The organism is Mycobacterium sp. NPDC003449 (genome assembly GCF_053588415.1).
In genome coordinates this window covers 1-15512 of record NZ_JBSFPX010000180.1, presented here as the reverse complement: position 1 = coordinate 15512, position 15512 = coordinate 1, and the positions used below count along the sequence as shown (strand labels likewise).

15 protein-coding genes are annotated in these 15512 nt (G+C 67.3%); 3 read left to right on the top strand and 12 right to left on the bottom strand.

The genetic code is table 11. The features are described 5' to 3' along the window. A partial coding sequence (locus ACWDTP_RS31240; protein ID WP_450027087.1) for a transaldolase family protein occupies nucleotides 1-160 on the bottom strand: 160 nt, incomplete at its 3' end. Between the two features lie 32 nt (nucleotides 161-192). Continuing rightward, on the bottom strand, nucleotides 193-2283 hold the full coding sequence (gene tkt / locus ACWDTP_RS31235; protein ID WP_450027086.1) for a transketolase: 2091 nt from the start codon (nucleotides 2281-2283) through the stop codon (nucleotides 193-195). Nucleotides 2284-2505: 222 nt separating this feature from the next. Between tkt and ACWDTP_RS31230 the strand changes: the two genes are divergently transcribed. Further along, nucleotides 2506-3435: a heme o synthase gene (locus ACWDTP_RS31230; protein WP_450027085.1), complete on the top strand. Its 930-nt coding sequence runs from the start codon at nucleotides 2506-2508 to the stop codon at nucleotides 3433-3435. A gap of 80 nt (nucleotides 3436-3515) precedes the next feature. On the opposite strand, the gene ACWDTP_RS31225 is transcribed toward ACWDTP_RS31230, so the two are convergent. Then, entirely contained in the window at nucleotides 3516-4496 is a 981-nt protein-coding gene (locus tag ACWDTP_RS31225; protein ID WP_450027084.1) for a quinone oxidoreductase family protein, read from the bottom strand. A gap of 113 nt (nucleotides 4497-4609) precedes the next feature. On the opposite strand from ACWDTP_RS31225, the gene ACWDTP_RS31220 reads away from it, so the two are divergent. Further along, entirely contained in the window at nucleotides 4610-5548 is a 939-nt protein-coding gene (locus ACWDTP_RS31220; RefSeq protein WP_450027083.1) for an ATP-grasp domain-containing protein, read from the top strand. A gap of 8 nt (nucleotides 5549-5556) precedes the next feature. On the opposite strand, the gene ACWDTP_RS31215 is transcribed toward ACWDTP_RS31220, so the two are convergent. Genes ACWDTP_RS31215 through ACWDTP_RS31190 form a run of 6 tightly spaced genes read right to left on the bottom strand, consistent with a single transcriptional unit; the run spans nucleotide 5557 to nucleotide 11979 of the window. Next, nucleotides 5557-6606, bottom strand: a complete 1050-nt coding sequence (locus ACWDTP_RS31215; RefSeq protein ID WP_450027082.1) for an ABC transporter ATP-binding protein — start codon at nucleotides 6604-6606, stop codon at nucleotides 5557-5559. Between the two features lie 19 nt (nucleotides 6607-6625). Continuing rightward, nucleotides 6626-7441 (bottom strand): carbohydrate ABC transporter permease, encoded by an 816-nt coding sequence (locus ACWDTP_RS31210; RefSeq protein WP_450027081.1) that lies wholly within the window; start codon nucleotides 7439-7441, stop codon nucleotides 6626-6628. After that, nucleotides 7438-8307 (bottom strand): carbohydrate ABC transporter permease, encoded by an 870-nt coding sequence (locus tag ACWDTP_RS31205; RefSeq protein ID WP_450027080.1) that lies wholly within the window; start codon nucleotides 8305-8307, stop codon nucleotides 7438-7440. The genes ACWDTP_RS31210 and ACWDTP_RS31205 overlap by 4 nt, the downstream gene beginning before the upstream one ends. Before the next feature lie 40 nt (nucleotides 8308-8347). Then, a complete protein-coding gene (locus tag ACWDTP_RS31200; protein WP_450027079.1) occupies nucleotides 8348-9658 on the bottom strand; it encodes an ABC transporter substrate-binding protein in 1311 nt (436 codons plus the stop codon). A gap of 57 nt (nucleotides 9659-9715) precedes the next feature. Next, nucleotides 9716-10495, bottom strand: coding sequence for an SDR family NAD(P)-dependent oxidoreductase (locus tag ACWDTP_RS31195; protein WP_450027078.1), 780 nt, complete (start codon nucleotides 10493-10495; stop codon nucleotides 9716-9718). Beyond that, a complete protein-coding gene (locus tag ACWDTP_RS31190) occupies nucleotides 10492-11979 on the bottom strand; it encodes an FGGY-family carbohydrate kinase (protein WP_450027077.1) in 1488 nt (495 codons plus the stop codon). The genes ACWDTP_RS31195 and ACWDTP_RS31190 overlap by 4 nt, the downstream gene beginning before the upstream one ends. A gap of 190 nt (nucleotides 11980-12169) precedes the next feature. Between ACWDTP_RS31190 and ACWDTP_RS31185 the strand changes: the two genes are divergently transcribed. Further along, nucleotides 12170-12985 carry a BtpA/SgcQ family protein gene (locus tag ACWDTP_RS31185; protein ID WP_450027076.1) on the top strand — a complete coding sequence of 272 codons (816 nt, stop codon included), beginning with the start codon at nucleotides 12170-12172 and terminating at the stop codon, nucleotides 12983-12985. Between the two features lie 11 nt (nucleotides 12986-12996). Here ACWDTP_RS31185 and ACWDTP_RS31180 read toward each other — a convergent pair whose 3' ends face one another. From ACWDTP_RS31180 to ACWDTP_RS31170, 3 genes are all read right to left on the bottom strand, one after another. Further along, complete coding sequence (locus ACWDTP_RS31180) at nucleotides 12997-13797, bottom strand: DeoR/GlpR family DNA-binding transcription regulator (RefSeq protein ID WP_450027075.1); 801 nt, start codon at nucleotides 13795-13797, stop codon at nucleotides 12997-12999. 77 nt (nucleotides 13798-13874) lie between these two features. Then, nucleotides 13875-14804, bottom strand: a complete 930-nt coding sequence (locus ACWDTP_RS31175) for a COX15/CtaA family protein (RefSeq protein WP_450027074.1) — start codon at nucleotides 14802-14804, stop codon at nucleotides 13875-13877. 73 nt (nucleotides 14805-14877) lie between these two features. Beyond that, nucleotides 14878-15512 (bottom strand): ABC transporter permease (locus ACWDTP_RS31170; protein WP_450027073.1); only part of this gene is annotated, 635 nt, incomplete at its 5' end.

Sequence of the window (15512 nt, the reverse complement as noted above, 5' to 3'; positions counted from 1 at the left end):
CGGCCTGGAAGATCGACGGGTTGGTGGTGACGCCGACGATGCTGCGGGTGTCGATCAGATTCTGCAGGTTGCCGGTCTGCAGGCGGTCGCGGGACAGGTCGTCGAGCCATACGGATACGCCCGCGGCACTCAGCGCCGCGAGATTCGGGTTCTGAGTCATGTTTCGCCTTCTCTACTCGTTGTTATTGCCGGTCAGTTCTCCAGCGAGCGTTCCGCCGCGGCCACAACGGCCTCCGGGGTGAACCCGAATTCGCGGAACAGCGTTTTATCGTCGGCCGATTCGCCGTAGTGCTCGATCGAGACGATCTCGCCGGTGTCACCGACCAGCTTGTACCAACTCTGCGCCACCGCGGCCTCGACCGCCACCCGCGCCGATACCGAGGGCGGCAGCACACTGTCGCGGTATTCCTTAGGCTGGGATTCGAACCATTCGACGCACGGCATGGAGACCACACTGGCTGTAACGCCTTTGTCGGCCAGGATCTTTCCCGCCTCGACGCACAGCTGCAGTTCGGAGCCCGTTCCGATCAGGATCACGTCCGGGTCGGCGTCCCGTGGTCCGCCCAGGATGTAACCGCCCTTGGCCACCCCCTCGGCGTCGGTGCCCTCCAGCACCGGGATGCCCTGACGGGTCAGGATGAAGCCCACCGGGCCGCTTCCGTTGCCGCGGGCGATGATGCTGCGCCAGGCATGGGCGGTCTCGTTCGGGTCGCCGGGCCGCACCACCGACAGGTTCGGAATGGCCCGCAGCGCCGCCAGGTGTTCGATCGGCTGGTGGGTAGGCCCATCCTCACCGAGGCCGATCGAATCGTGGGTCCACACGTAGATGGTGTCGATGTTCATCAGCGAGGCCAGCCGCACCGCCGGGCGCATGTAATCGGAGAACTGCAGGAATGTGCCGCCGAATGCGCGGGTCGGCCCGTGCAGCACGATGCCGGACAGGATCGAGCCCATGGCGTGTTCGCGGATGCCGAAGTGCAGCACCCGGCCGTACCAGTCCGCCGTGAAGTCGTCAGTCGAGATTGACGGCGGCCCAAACGATTTCACGCCCTTGATGGTGGTGTTGTTGCTGCCCGCGAGGTCGGCCGAACCACCCCACAGCTCCGGCAGCTTGGGGGCGACGTCGTTGAGTACCTGGCCGAACGCGGCGCGGGTGGCCAACGGCTTGGAACCCGGCTCCCAGGACGTCAGATCGGCATCCCAGCCCTCCGGCAGCTCATCGGCCAGCAGTCGGTCCAGCAGCACCTTGCGCTCCGGCTCACGCTCGGCCCACGCATCGAAGCCGCTCTGCCACTTGGCGTGTGCCTCCTGGCCGCGGTTGACCAGCTTGCGGGTGTGCTCGATGACCTCGGGCCGCACCTCGAACGTCTTATCCGGATCGAAACCGAGCACCTTCTTGGTCGCCGCCACCTCGTCCGCGCCCAGCGCCGACCCGTGCACACCACCGGTGTTCATCTTGGTCGGCGCGGGGTAGCCGATGATGGTGCGCAGGGCGATGAACGACGGCTTGTCGGTGACCTTCTTCGCCTCGGCGATGGCCTGCTCTATTCCGGCGACGTTCTCACCGCCGTCGACCTCCTGCACATGCCATCCGTAGGCGCGGTAGCGGGCGGCGACGTCCTCGGACAACGCGATGTCGGTGTCGTGCTCGATGGAGATCTGGTTCTTGTCGTAGAACACGATCAGATTGCCCAGCTGCTGGGTCGCTGCCAGGGAGGACGCCTCGCTGGTGACGCCTTCCTCGATGTCACCGTCGGAGGCGATCACGTAGATGTAGTGGTCGAACGGGCTCTCGCCGGACGGGGTGTCGGGGTCGAACAGGCCGCGCTCGTAACGCGAGGCCATGGCCATGCCGACGGCCGAGGCCAGGCCCTGGCCCAGCGGTCCGGTGGTGATCTCGACGCCCTTGGTGTGATGGAACTCCGGATGCCCGGGTGTCTTGGACTTCCAGGTCCGCAGCGACTCGATATCGGAGAGCTCCAGGCCGAAACCACCGAGGTAGAGCTGGATGTAGAGGGTCAGGCTGGAGTGTCCGCAGGACAGCACGAACCGGTCGCGGCCCAGCCAGTGGGTGTCGCTCGGATCGTGACGCAACTGGCGCTGGAAGAGTGTGTAGGCCAGCGGGGCCAGGCTCATCGCCGTCCCGGGATGGCCGTTGCCGACCTTCTGCACCGCATCGGCCGCGAGCACCCGCACCGTGTCGACGGCCAGGCTGTCGAGGTCGGTCCAATCGTCAGGGTGGTTGGGCTGCGTGAGAGCGGTGATCTCTTCGGCAGTGGTCACGAGCACGCTCCTAATGTCTGCTGTTGTCAGCACGCTGACTTGCTGCTACTCCAAACACCCTAATGGCGACGACTCATCCGATGCAGACTGGTTGAGCACGATTACGCTGCCGTTCACCCTGGGCGAGCGCCCGAACCCACCCTGCGGTGCAGGGCACGTCCGGTCGCCGTCTACCATCGTGTGTAGTAGAAGCCGCGTGACGCCAGCCGAGGAGTTAATTGCGTGAGCCTTCGCGAGCGCCGACTCATCGGTGGGGCGTCGAGCCGAATACGGACCACATTTCTGGCGTATCTGGCGTTGACCAAACCGCGGGTGATCGAACTGTTGCTGGTCACCGCGATCCCGGCGATGCTGCTGGCCGACCGCGGCACCGTCAACCCGCTGTTGATCTTCAACACGCTGGTCGGCGGCATGCTGGCGGCGGCGGGCGCCAACACCCTCAACTGCGTTGCCGACGCCGATATCGACAAGGTGATGAAGCGCACCGCGCGACGGCCGCTGGCCCGCGCTTCGGTGCCCACCCGGCATGCGCTGATCTTCGGTCTGGTGCTGTCGGCGGGGTCGTTCGGCTGGCTGTGGTGGACCACCAATCTGCTGTCCGGTCTGCTGGCCATCGCGACGATTCTCTTCTACGTGTTCGTCTACACGCTGCTGCTCAAGCGCCGGACCTCGCAGAACGTGGTGTGGGGCGGGGCGGCCGGATGTATGCCGGTGATGATCGGCTGGTCGGCGGTCACCGGGACGATCCAATGGCCCGCGCTGGTGATGTTCGCGATCATCTTCTTCTGGACACCCCCGCACACCTGGGCCTTGGCGATGCGGTACAAGGACGACTACAAGGCGGCCGGCGTGCCGATGCTGCCCGCCGTGGCCACCGAGCGTCAGGTCACCAAGCAGATCCTCATCTACACCTGGCTGACCGTGCTCACCACACTCGGCTTGGCGCTGGCCACCGGATGGCTCTACGGAGCCGTGGCACTGCTGGCCGGTGCCTGGTTCCTGGTGATGGCCCATCAGCTGTACTCGGGCGTCAAGCGGGGCGAACCGGTCAAGCCGCTGCGGCTGTTCCTGCAGTCCAACAACTATCTGGCCGTGGTGTTCTGCGCGCTGGCGGTGGATTCAGCGCTGGCCCTGCCGACCCTGCTGGGCTGAACCTGACCGCCGAGACTACGGGTTTTGGCGTCGATCCCGCCGAAATCCGCGATAAACCGTAGTCTCGGCGTCCCGAAAGGTCAGGGCACCAGCACGATCGAGCCGAAAGTCTTGCGGCCCTGCAGGTCGGTGTGGGCCCGGCCCGCCTCGGCGAGCGGGTACTGTCCGCCGACCGTGATCGAGATGGACCCGTCGGCGATCGCGTTGATCAACTCGCCCGCGCGCCAGGAGAACTCGTCCGGGGTGCGGGTGTGGTGGGCCAGGGTCGGCCGGGTCAGGAACACCGAACCGGCCGCGTTGAGCCGCTGCGGGTCGACCGGCGCTACCGGGCCGCTGGCGGCGCCGAACAAGGCCAGCGTGCCCCGCACCGCGAGGCTGGCCAGGCTGGCGTCGAACGTCGTGGCACCGACACCGTCGTACACCGCGGCCGCTCCCGCACCGCCGGTGAGGTCGCGAACCTTGGCGGCGAACTCGTCGGGGTTGTCGGGGTCGGGATAGTCGAGCACCTCGACCGCGCCGGCCTGACGTGACAGCTCGGCCTTCTCCGGGGTGGAGGCGGTGGTGATCACCCTGGCGCCGATGCTGGTGGCCCACTGGGTCAGGATGAGGCCGACGCCGCCGGCCCCGGCATGCACCAGCACGGTGTCCGACGGTTGCACCGCATAGGTGGACTTGAGCAGATAGTGCGCCGTCATCCCCTTGAGCAGAGCTGAGGCGACCGCCTCGGGTGCCACGCCCTCGGGTACGTACGCCACGTAATCGGCAGGGGCGACGCAGAAGTCGGCGTACGCGCCGATCGCGTTGGCCGTCACCACCCGGTCGCCGACGGCCAGTGCCGCGACATCGTCGCCGACCGCGGCGACCGTGCCGCACACCTCCGAACCGACGACGAACGGCACCTCGCGGGGATACTGCCCGGACCGGAAATAGGTGTCGATGAAGTTGACGCCGATCGCCTCGGCCTTGATGAGCACCTCACCCGGACCGGGTGACGGCTCCGGCCGCTCGACGTAGTTGAGGACTTCGGGTCCACCGGTTTCGGCAACTTCGATCGCGTGCATACCCACCATCCTGCCAAGCGCCGAACGTCTTGTCCGACCGGCCGCGCGGGTCGGGTCTCTGGAAAGGTGGTTGTCACACCACCGCGGTAGTTTTGCCCGTCGAGGAGGATCGCGTGAAGCTCGCCCGTCCGGATGTGTTCCACCCCCGCATCGTGTTGGCCGGTTGCACGGCGCTGCCGCAGGGTGACGGCGACGACGACGGGCTGGTCGGAGCATTACGTGACCGGGGCCTGCACGCCCGCTGGCTGCCCTGGGACGACCCGGCCACCCTGGAGGCCGATCTGGTGATCCTGAGGGCCACGTGGGACTACACCGACCGGCTGGCCGACTTCCTGACCTGGTGCGGATCGGTGCGCAACCTGGTCAACGGTCCGGACCTGGTGGACTGGAACACCGACAAGCGCTACCTGGAGGACCTGCGGCGGTTGGGGGTACCGGTCGTGCCGACCCGCTATTTCGAGGTCGATGAGGAGGTCAGCGTGCCCGGCGGTGAGGTGGTCGTGAAACCCGCCGTCGGGGTCGGCTCGGCCGGCGCGCAGCGGTTCGTCGACGCCGACGCGGCCGCCGCACATGCCGCGGCGCTGCAGGCCGCGGGCAAGGCGGTGCTGGTCCAGCCGTACGACCCGAGGATCGCCGAGGGGGAGACGGCGCTGGTGTTCCTCAACGGCGAGGAATCCCACGCGTTCACCAAGGGACCGATGCTGCCGCCGGCCGGGCAGACACCCGAGTTCGACGAATCTGGCACCTACGCCGAGGAGTCGCTGTCGGCGGCCGACCCCGACGACGAGCTCTGGCGGGTGGGGCGTCTTGCGGTGTGGGCCGTCACCCGGTTGTTCGACATCGAACCCGAGCACCTGCTGTACGCCCGGGTGGATGTGATCGGCGGCCCCGACGATCCGCGGCTATTGGAACTCGAACTGGTCGAACCGTCCCTGGGCTTCCGGCAACTCGGCGACGTGGACCGGGCCGAGGCCGAGCGGGAATTCGCGCTCGGGGTCGGATCAGCCCTTGAGCGGTTCGGCCTCGGCCCGCTCTCGCATCGGGTTCGGTAGGCCGGCCTCTAATTGTCGAGCCGGGCCCCGGTGTCCACATCGAATCGGTGCACATCCCTGGCCGTGAGCCGGACCCGCGTGCCCGTCGTGATGTCGTTCAGCGCGCTCGAGTCCACCACACTGGTCAGCTGCAGGTCGGCGGCGCGCACCGTGACGATGGCGCGCGGACCGAGCAGCTCGACCAGTTCCACCGAGGCGTCACCCTCGGTGGTCGGCGTGAGGATCAGATCGTCGGGCCGGACACCGATGGTCACCGATTCGGTGTCGGGTGCCGTGACGGCGACCCTGACGCCGGCCGGGGTGCGCAACTCACCGGCATCGATCGCGCCGTCGACCAGGTTCATCTTCGGGCTGCCGACGAACGTCGCGACGAAGGTGTCGGCCGGGCGGCGGTAGACCTCGGCGGGCGGGCCGGCCTGCGCGACGCGGCCGTCGCGCATCACCACGATGCGGTCCGACAGCGTCATCGCCTCTTCCTGATCGTGGGTGACGTACAGCGACGTGATGCCGAGCCTGCGCTGCAGCTGCAGCAGTTCGGTGCGGGTCTCCACCCTCAACTTCGCGTCCAGATTGCTCAGTGGTTCGTCGAACAGGAACACCGACGGCTCGCGGATGATGGCCCGGCCGATCGCGACCCGCTGCTGCTGGCCACCAGACAGGTCTTTGGGCTTGCGTGAGACCAGCCCCTGCAGGCCGAGCGACGTGGCGATCCCTTCCGCTCTGCGCAGCGCCTCCGCGCGGGGGATCCTCTTGGCGCGCAACGGAAAAGCGATGTTCTCCCGCACCGTCAGATGCGGATACAGCGCGTAGTTCTGGAACACCATCGCGATATCGCGCTCTTTGGGCTCCAACGCGGTCACATCGCGGTCGCCGATCCGGATGCTTCCCGATGAGAGCGGCTCGAGCCCGGCCAGCATCCGCAGCGAGGTGGTCTTGCCGCAGCCGGACGGGCCGACCAGCACGGTCATGGTTCCGTCGGCCAGCTCCAGGTCGAGGTCGGACACCACGGCCGTCGCCCCGTAGGACTTGCCGACCCTGGAGAACGTCACCGCTGCCATTGTGGGATACCTCGCTCGTCTAGTACTTGACCGCGCCGCCGCTGATCCCCTGGACCAGGCGCCGCTGGATGAAGAAGCTGGCGATCACCACCGGGACGATCGCGATCATGATGGCGGCGCTCATGGTGCCGATCTGCACGCCGCGGAAGGTGTTGAAGTTCGCGATGGCCACCGGAAGAATCGCGGCGTTGCCCGGCGCCAGGATCAGTCCGTAGAACAGGTCGTTCCACGACAGGGTGAACCCGAAGATGGCGGCGGCCCCGATGCCCGGATAGACCTGGGGCAACACCACCAATCGGAACGCCTGCCAGCGGGTGAATCCGTCGACCCTGGCCTGCTCCTCCAGCGAAGGCGGAACGGCTTCGAAGAATCCGATCAGGAACCACGTCACGAGCGGCAGCACGAACGACAGGTGCGCGAAAATCACCGGGAGCAGGGTGTCGGTCAGCCGCAGCGCATGCGCCATGGTGAGGAACGGGAACACCATCACCGCGGGTGGCACCACCTGAGCGGCCAGCATGCCGAACCGGGTCAGCGAGCCGCCGGCCCGGTACTTGGCGATGACGTAGGCGCCCATGGCACCCACGACCAGGCTGATCGACACGGTGACGACACCGACCAGCGCGCTGCGCCCGGCCGCGGCGAATATGCCCGAATCCAGGACCGCCCGCCAGCTCTCCAGCGTCGGGGAGAACGCCAGCAGGAACGGTTCGGACATCTGGGCCGATGTCTTGACGCTGGCCAGCGCCACCCAGCCGATCGGGAACAGCACGAACACGAACGCCGCTGCGAGTACCGCGATGCGCAGGATCTCCAGACCACTTGGCCGGCTCATTGGGCGGCGGTCCCTTCGCGTGCCCTGGCCCGTTCCATCGTGCGGAAGGCCACCACGATCACCGCCAGTACGAGCACCAGCACGATGAACGCCATCGCGCTGGCCCGCGCCAGCCGGAAGAACTGGATGCCTTCGAGGTACATGAAGTACTGCAGGGTCTGGGTTTCGGTACCGGGGCCGCCGCGGGTGGTGGCGTAGACGTATTCGAACACCCGCAGGGCATCCAGCCCGCGCAGGAGCACGGCCACGGTGAGCACGGGGGCCAGCATCGGGATCATCACCCGGCGCAGGCGATAGACCGGGCTCGCGCCGTCGACGCGGGCGGCCTCCAAGGGTTGTTTGGGCATCGATTCGAGCCCGGCCAGAATCAGCAGCACCATGAACGGCGTCCACTGCCAGATGTCGATGAACGCCAACGTCAGCAACGCCCGGCCGGAGCCGAAGAAGTCGTAGTCGGCGCCCACCGCATGCAACAGGGCGGGCACGGCGCCGATCTGGTCGTTGAGCAGGAATCGGAAGATCAGGCCGACCGCGATGGGCGTGATGAACATCGGGGCCAATATGATCGCCCGGGACAGGTCTTTGGCCCAGCGTTGCCGGTGCAGCGCGAGGGCCAGCGCGAAACCGATGACGAGCTCGCCGCAGACGGCGGTCACCACGTAGCCGGCGGTGGTCGAAAAGGCCTCCCAGAAAGCCGAATTGGACAGTGCGTCGACGAAGTTGGCGGCACCGACGAAGCCGGGGGGCTCACGGTCGGTGAGCTTGTAGTCGGTGACGGATAAGTACACCGCGTAGCAGAGCGGGAACCCGACGGCAACACCGAACAGGGCGAGCAGCGGTATGAGCATGCCGTACTTGAATCTCATCTGCGCGCCCCCGACCGGGTGGCCGCCGGATTCCCCACCCTCACTTCTGGATCCGCTCCGCGGCGGCCTGAGCGTCCCGCAGGGCGTCGGGCACGCTCTTGTTGCCCGCGGCGGCATCGTTGAGTTCGGTGCCGACGGCCTGGATCATCTCCTCGCCGCCGCTGCCCTGGGTGAGCGGGGCGGCGTTGGACAGGATGTCGCCGACCGTCTTGTAGTAGTCGGCGCCGTAACCCTCGCTGAGTACCTTTTGGTTGGTCAGTGAACTCTGGCGGACCACCGCGCCGCCCTCGGCCACGCGTTGGGCATCGACATCGGGGGAGGTGATCCAGGAGATGAACGCCCACGCCCCGTCGGAGGCCGCCGAGTTGGCCGGGATCGCCCAGCTCCACACGCCGAGAGCGGATTTGCCGCCGGGGATCGGGGCCAGCGCGTACTGTCCGGCGCGTTCGCCGGACGCTCCGGTCGGATCGTTGAGGGCGGGCAGGTTCCAGTTGTAGCCGATCATCGATGCGGCCTTGCCGCTGGAGACCGATCGGAACGCCTCATCGAAGCCCCAAGCCAGGCTGTTCGGCGGGGCCGCGGTGCGATAGGTGTCGATGTAGGCGTTGAGTGCGCGGGCGGCCTGCTCGGTGTTCAGTGTCGGTTTGCCGTCCTCGCCGTAGATCGACCCGCCCGCGGCGAACAGCCAGTTCGCCCATTCTTCGAAGATCTTGTAGCCGCGCTGCGGCTGCATCGCGATGCCCGCCCGGTCACCGGTTTTGAGCCGCTGCGAGGTGGACACGAGCGCATCGAGATCGGCCGGCACCGGCAACCCCGCGCCCGCCAGGTCCTGCTTGTTGTAGATGTAGCCCAGCGCATAGTTGTAGAACGGCACACCGTAGGTGGTGCCGTCGACATCGGTGATCGCGGTCAGCGACGGGAAGAAGTCATCCGGACTGTAGTCGGTCGTCGCCGCGATCCGGTCGCCGAGTGGCTGCAGGAAGCCCGCGGCGGCGAAGTCGTCCATCCACGGGTTGTCCACCACGATCAGGTCATAGGTGGGTTCGGCGGCCTGGAACGAGGACACCAGCCGGTCGCGCATCTGATCGAACGTCATGGTCTCGATGTTCACCTTGACGTTGGGGTACTTCTTGTTGAACTGTCCGACAAGGTTTTTCACGATGTCGGTGTCGGGAACGTTCTCCATCAGCACCCGCACCGTCGCGTTGGTGTCGGTGGGAACATCACCGACCCCCGACGAGGCCTCTTCGTTGCCGGAGCCGCCTGTCCCTGCGCAGCCGGCCAGTACCAGCCCGGCGGCCATGGCGATCGCCGGCAACCAGCGGCGCCGGCGGAGTTGTGGAATCTTCATCTGTTCTCACTTTCCTGATCCGGGTGGGGATGGGTCGGGCTTCTCGGGACGATCGGCTCAATCCATGTAGGCACCGCCGTTGACGGACAGTGCTTCTCCGGTGATGAACCGGGCATCGTCGGAGACCAGGAACGCCACCGCGCGGGCGACGTCGTCGGGGGCCTGCAGCCGGCCCAGTGGGGTGGCGTCGATCCAGGACTGGCGGACGCCGTCGGGGGTCGAGCCGCTCAACCGGGCCTCCCACTCCAGTTCGCGGGACTGCATCGGGGTTGAGACGAAGCCGGGGCACACGCTGTTGACCGTGATTCCGTGTGCGGCAAGTTCATAGGCCATCGCCTGGGTGAGGCCCAGCACACCGAACTTCGACGCCACATAGTCCGCCAGGAACGGCACCCGCCCCTGTTTGGCCGCCATCGATGCCGTGTTGACGATGGTGCCGCGCACACCGGTGCGGATCATCGCGCGCGCCGCCGCCTGGCCCGAGAAGAAGACGCCTTTGAGGTTGACGTCGAGGCTGCGGTCCAGTTGTTCGGGGGATACGTCGACGAAGTTGGCCATCGCGGAGATTCCGGCGTTGCTCACCCAGGCGTGCAGGCCGATTCGGTCGGCCACATCGTCGGCGAGTGCGGCTGCCGACGTGGGGTCGGTGACGTCGAGCGGCTGGGCCTCGTGTCCGTCGCCCGATAGGCCGGTCGCGGTCTCCTCGGCCGCCGCCGCGTCGACATCGCTGACCACCACTCGCCATTCGCGGTCGGCCAGGGTGGCGGCGATCGCGCGGCCGATGCCCGATCCGGCACCCGTGACAACTACGGTGCGGGTGGAGTTCTCGGTGGTCATGGTCTGGCCTTTCGTGCGATCCGGTGGGAAACAGGTGTGAGGACGTCGCCGAGGGCGCGCCATTGGGCGTAGGCCTCGGCGTAGCGGTCGACGTGCTTCGGATCGGGTAGGACGGCGTCGCCAAGCGCGCGGAACCGGTCGGTGTGATCCCAGCCGTCGAGCAGCCCGGTTCCGACGCCCGCGATGACCGCGGCGCCCAGAGAGGCGCCCGGATGTCCGAGGATCGGTGACAACGGGGTGTCGAGCACATCGGCGAGAATCTGCTTCCACAGCACCGAGCGGCTGCCGCCGTTGGTCACCAGCGCCCGCCGCAGCGGTACGCCGATCGAGCCGAAGACCTCGGTGTGGTGCCTGAACCCGAAGGCGATCGCCTCCAGCACCGAGCGGTACATGTCGGCGCGGGTGTGGGCGAGGTCCAGACCGACGAAGGCGCCGCGCAAATCTGGGTCGTGCAATGGGCTCTTCTCGCCGAGAAAGTAGGGCAGACAGAGCACTTCGCCTGGGGCACGGGTATCGGCCTCGTCGTCGAGGGCCATCAGGTCGGTACCGCCGGACAGCGTCTGGAACCATCGGATGAGGCTGCCGCTGGTGGCCATACAGCCGTTGGGCAGCCAACGTCCCGACACCGGGTGGGCGTCGAGATACAACCGGGCGTCGATCACGGGACGATCGGCCGCCGCCAGAATGTCGCCGGCACCGCCGAGCTTGACCAGCCAGTCGCCGGCGGTGTTCACCCCGGCCGCGTAGGCGGAGAGCACGTGGTCGGCCCCGCCCACGATGAGCGGCAGTCCTGCGGGCAGGCCGGTGGCGGTCGCGGCGGCAGAGCTGAGCTCACCGGCTTGCGCGCCGGGGGCAAGCACGTGTGGCACCAGGCCGGTGTCGAGGCCGGCCGCGGTGAACATCGGTTCATAGGGATGCCCGTCGATGGTGCCCAGCCCTGATTCGATGGCCCAGTTGAATTCGACGTGTCCGGCTGCGCCCAGCGCCATGAGTACCCAGTCATAGGAGCCGACGAGGTGTGCTGTGCGCGCCCAGGTATCAGGCTCATACCTGCGCAGCCACAGCGCGGTGGGCGCGACAGACTGCTGGGTGATCGCCGAGCCGGTCGCGGCCAGCACCGAGTCGCCGTCGACGGCGCTGCGCAATTCCTCGATCTGACCGGTGGCGCGGGCGTCGTTCTGCAGGAGTGCGCGCCGGACGGGCGTGCCGGTGCGGTCGACCGGAACGACCGCCGGGACCATGCCGGTGGTGGCCAGCGCCGCCACCCGCCGCGGCGCCACCCCGGACTCGGCGAGCACGGCGCGGATGCCTGCGTGCACGTTGTCGAACCACTGTGCGGGTTCGGCTTCGGCCTGGCCGGGCGCGTCGGAGTACAGGTGGGTATCGCAGGAGGCTTGAGCGGCGATTCGGGACTCGCCGACATCGAGGAGCACGATCTTGGTGCCCGTGGTGCCGATGTCGACGCCGATCGTGAACTCCGCCATACCGTCCTTTCCGTTCGGATCCGCCGGACCCGACCTCGTGGCGGGGCGGGCTTAGAGTACCTCGTGACTGTTAGATTCTCACAGGTTATGTGTGATAGTCACGGGAATATCAGAATCTCTGTACTATAACTGTGATTTAGTAACAGAGTCTGTGATGCAGTGTGCCGATGACGAACTCGAGAGGCGTTCCATGACCAGTTGGCTCGATGAGGTATTCGCGGTGCGTAAGCCCGTGATCGCGATGCTGCACCTGTCGGCATTGCCCGGTGATCCTGGATTCGACTCGGTGGCGGGCATCCGCGCGGTCGTCGACCGGGCGCGCAGCGAGTTGGCGGCTTTGCAGGAGGGCGGAGTCGATGGCGTTATGGTCTCCAACGAGTTCAGCCTGCCTTACCTGACGCAGACCGAACCCATCACCGCGATCACGATGGCCAGGGTGATCGGCGAGTTGCTACCGGACTTCTCGGTGCCCTACGGCGTGAACGTGTTGTGGGACGGCCGCGCATCGATCGACCTGGCCGTGGCGACCGGTGCGCAATGGGTCCGCGAGATCTTCACCGGCGTCTACGCGAGCGATTTCGGATTGTGGGACACCAACGTCGGTGCGGTTGCCCGCCACCGCCGTCGCATCGGCGGCGACCAGGTGAAGTTGCTGTTCAACATCGTTCCGGAATCGGCGGTGTATCTCGCCGAGCGGGACCTCGCCTCGGTCACCGCCACGACGGTGTTCGCGACCAAGCCGGACGCCATCTGTGTTTCCGGGCTGACGGCGGGAGCCTCTACCGACTCCCAGGCGTTGCAGGTGGTCAAGGACAACGCCGGCGCGGTGCCGGTGTTCGTCAACACCGGGGTGCGCGCCACCAATGCCGCCGACCAGCTGTCGATCGCGGACGGCGCGATCGTGGGTACCTACTTCAAGGAGGACGGTGTGTTCGAGAACCGCGCCGTGGCCTCCCGGGCTTCCGAATTGATGTGTGCGGTCAAGGAATTCCGTCAGACGCTGTGAATCGCCTGGCCTCAGCCGGATGTTGAACGCGTGGCATTCACACACAGCACCTCGACACCGGCGGCGACGAGTGCCTCGACCGTGGGATGGCTACGGGCCCCGTCGGTCACCAGCACCGAGATGTCGGCCACCGGAGCGACATTGATCAACTGCACCCGGCCCAACTTGGTGGCGTCGGCCGCCACAATCACCCGGTCGGCCGACCGCATCGCCGCCTGTTTCACGTTGCCCTCCTCGCGGTGGTACTCCGATGCCCCGCGCTTGCCGTCCACACCCGCGATGCCCATCACGTAGGTGTCGCAGTTGTAGCGCAGGTAGAAGTCCTCTGCCTCGGCTCCAATCAAGCTGAGTTCGCCCGGGCGCACCTTGCCGCCGGTCAGCAGGATCGTGGTGTCGGGTTCGTCGGCGAGTTCCACGGCGACCAGCACGCTGGGGGTGATCACGGTCAGTCCCAGATCGCGGCCTCTGAGGGCGCGCGCGACGGCCAGTACGGTGCTGCCGCTGTCGAGGATGACCGTCTCCCGCGGCGTCAGTAGATCGGCGACCGCGTGGGCGATGTGGAGTTTCTCATCGGCCGAGTCGGCGGCCCGCGCGGCGAAGGAGGGTTCGGTCGATTTGCCGCCGAATGCGATGGCCCCGCCGAGCACCCGCCGCGCGATGCCCTGGTCTTCGAGCCGCTCGATGTCGCGGCGGATCGTCATCGCCGAGACGCCGAACTCGTCGGCGAGCGACGTGAAGTCCACTTCGCGATCGGTGTGAATGCGGGTGGCGATGGCCGCCCGCCGGGCGTGCGCGCTCAACCCGGGTGTCATGACAACAGGGTAGGGGAGATCTGTGAATTAATCACAACAATCACAAGAATGATCGCCAGCTGCTGTCGAAACTGTGATCACGCCACAGTGATGTCGGTCCGCTCTCGCATCGACGCCCATAACGCCGCGGTGGCCGCCGTGCAGGCTGCGGCGCCCGCGACATGGATGGCCACCAGGGCTGCGGGCACGCCGGTGAAGAACTGCACGGTCCCGACCAGACCCTGGGCGAACACCAGGATCACCAGGACGGTCAGCCTGAGCATGACCGGGCGGCCGGCCCGCACCGCGGTCAGTGCGAAGCCGAGCGCGACCACCAGCGTCAGATACCCGATCAGCAGCGAGGAGTGCATGTGCACCAGGGTGGTGACCTCCACCTGCAGCCGTGGCACCACCCGGTCCAGGCTCTTGTCGCCGGCGTGCGGCCCGGCCCCGGTGACCAGGGTGCCGGTGACCAGCACGGCCGCCAGTGCGACGCCGCTCAGCGCGGTCAACTGGCGCAACGGTTTTGGTACCGCGAGTGTCGAAATGTCGACCTCGTCATCGGGTCTGCTGACCTTCTCGTACAGCAGCACCGCCAGCCACACCATGCTCATCGAGACCAGCAGGTGAATGGCCACGGTCCACCACAGCAGTCCGGTCAGCACGGTGACCCCACCGATGACCGCCTGCGCCACGGTCGAGGCCGGCATCAGCCAGGCGTAGATCAAGACCTCGCGGCGGCGTCGCGCCCGGGTGACGGCCAGCACCGCGGCCGCGGCGGTCAATACCACCAGAAAGGTGACCATCCGGTTCCCGAACTCGACCGCCTGGTGCACGACGGCGACCTCGGCGTGGGGCACCGGGGTGAAACTTCCGGGGAAACACTGCGGCCAGGTCGGGCAGCCCAGCCCGGATGCGGTGACCCGCACGATGGCACCGGTGACCGCGATCCCACCCTGGGTGAGGATCACCAGGAACGCGATGATCCGCTGGACCCGCAGGCTCGGCAGGGGCAGTAGATCGACCACACGTAGGAATAGTCGTCCACCGGCCACGGGCTGATCGTAGATGATCTGCAACTACAACTCGTAGTAGGGCCGGTCAGGTGAACCGGAACCAGCGCAGCGCGCACACCGCGGCGACCGCTCCCCACACCGCCAGCACGGCCAGGCCGAACCAGTCCACCGACGGAGTCATGGCCTGCGTCAGTGCCTCGGTCAGCGCACCGGACGGGGTCAGCCGGGCGGCCCAGGCGACCGCGGTCGGCACGGCCTGCCCCTCCAGGGTGAGGGCGCCGAGGCCGGCGAAGACGAACCACAGCAGATTGGCGAGTGCCAGCACGATCTCGGACCGCAGCGTGCCGCCCAGCAGCAGGCCCAGCGCGGCGAATCCGGCGGTGCCAAGTGCGATGATCGCCGCACCCAGGGCCAGGCCGGCCAGATGCGGTCGCCAGCCCAGCGCAAATCCGATGGCGCCCAGCAGGATCGACTGCAGGAACACGACCGCGACCACGGCAAGAGATTTGCCCGCGATGATGCCCCACACCGGTAGTGCCGTCGCCCCCAGCCGCTTCAGTGCGCCGTAGCGGCGGTCGAAGGCGACCGCGATGGCCTGCCCGGTGAACGCGGTCGAGATCACCGCGAGCGCCATGTCGCGGATATGATCATCACCGGCGGGATGAACGTCTACTGTGTGGAGGTCGAGGCGGCCCTGTCGACCCATCCCGCGGTCGCGCA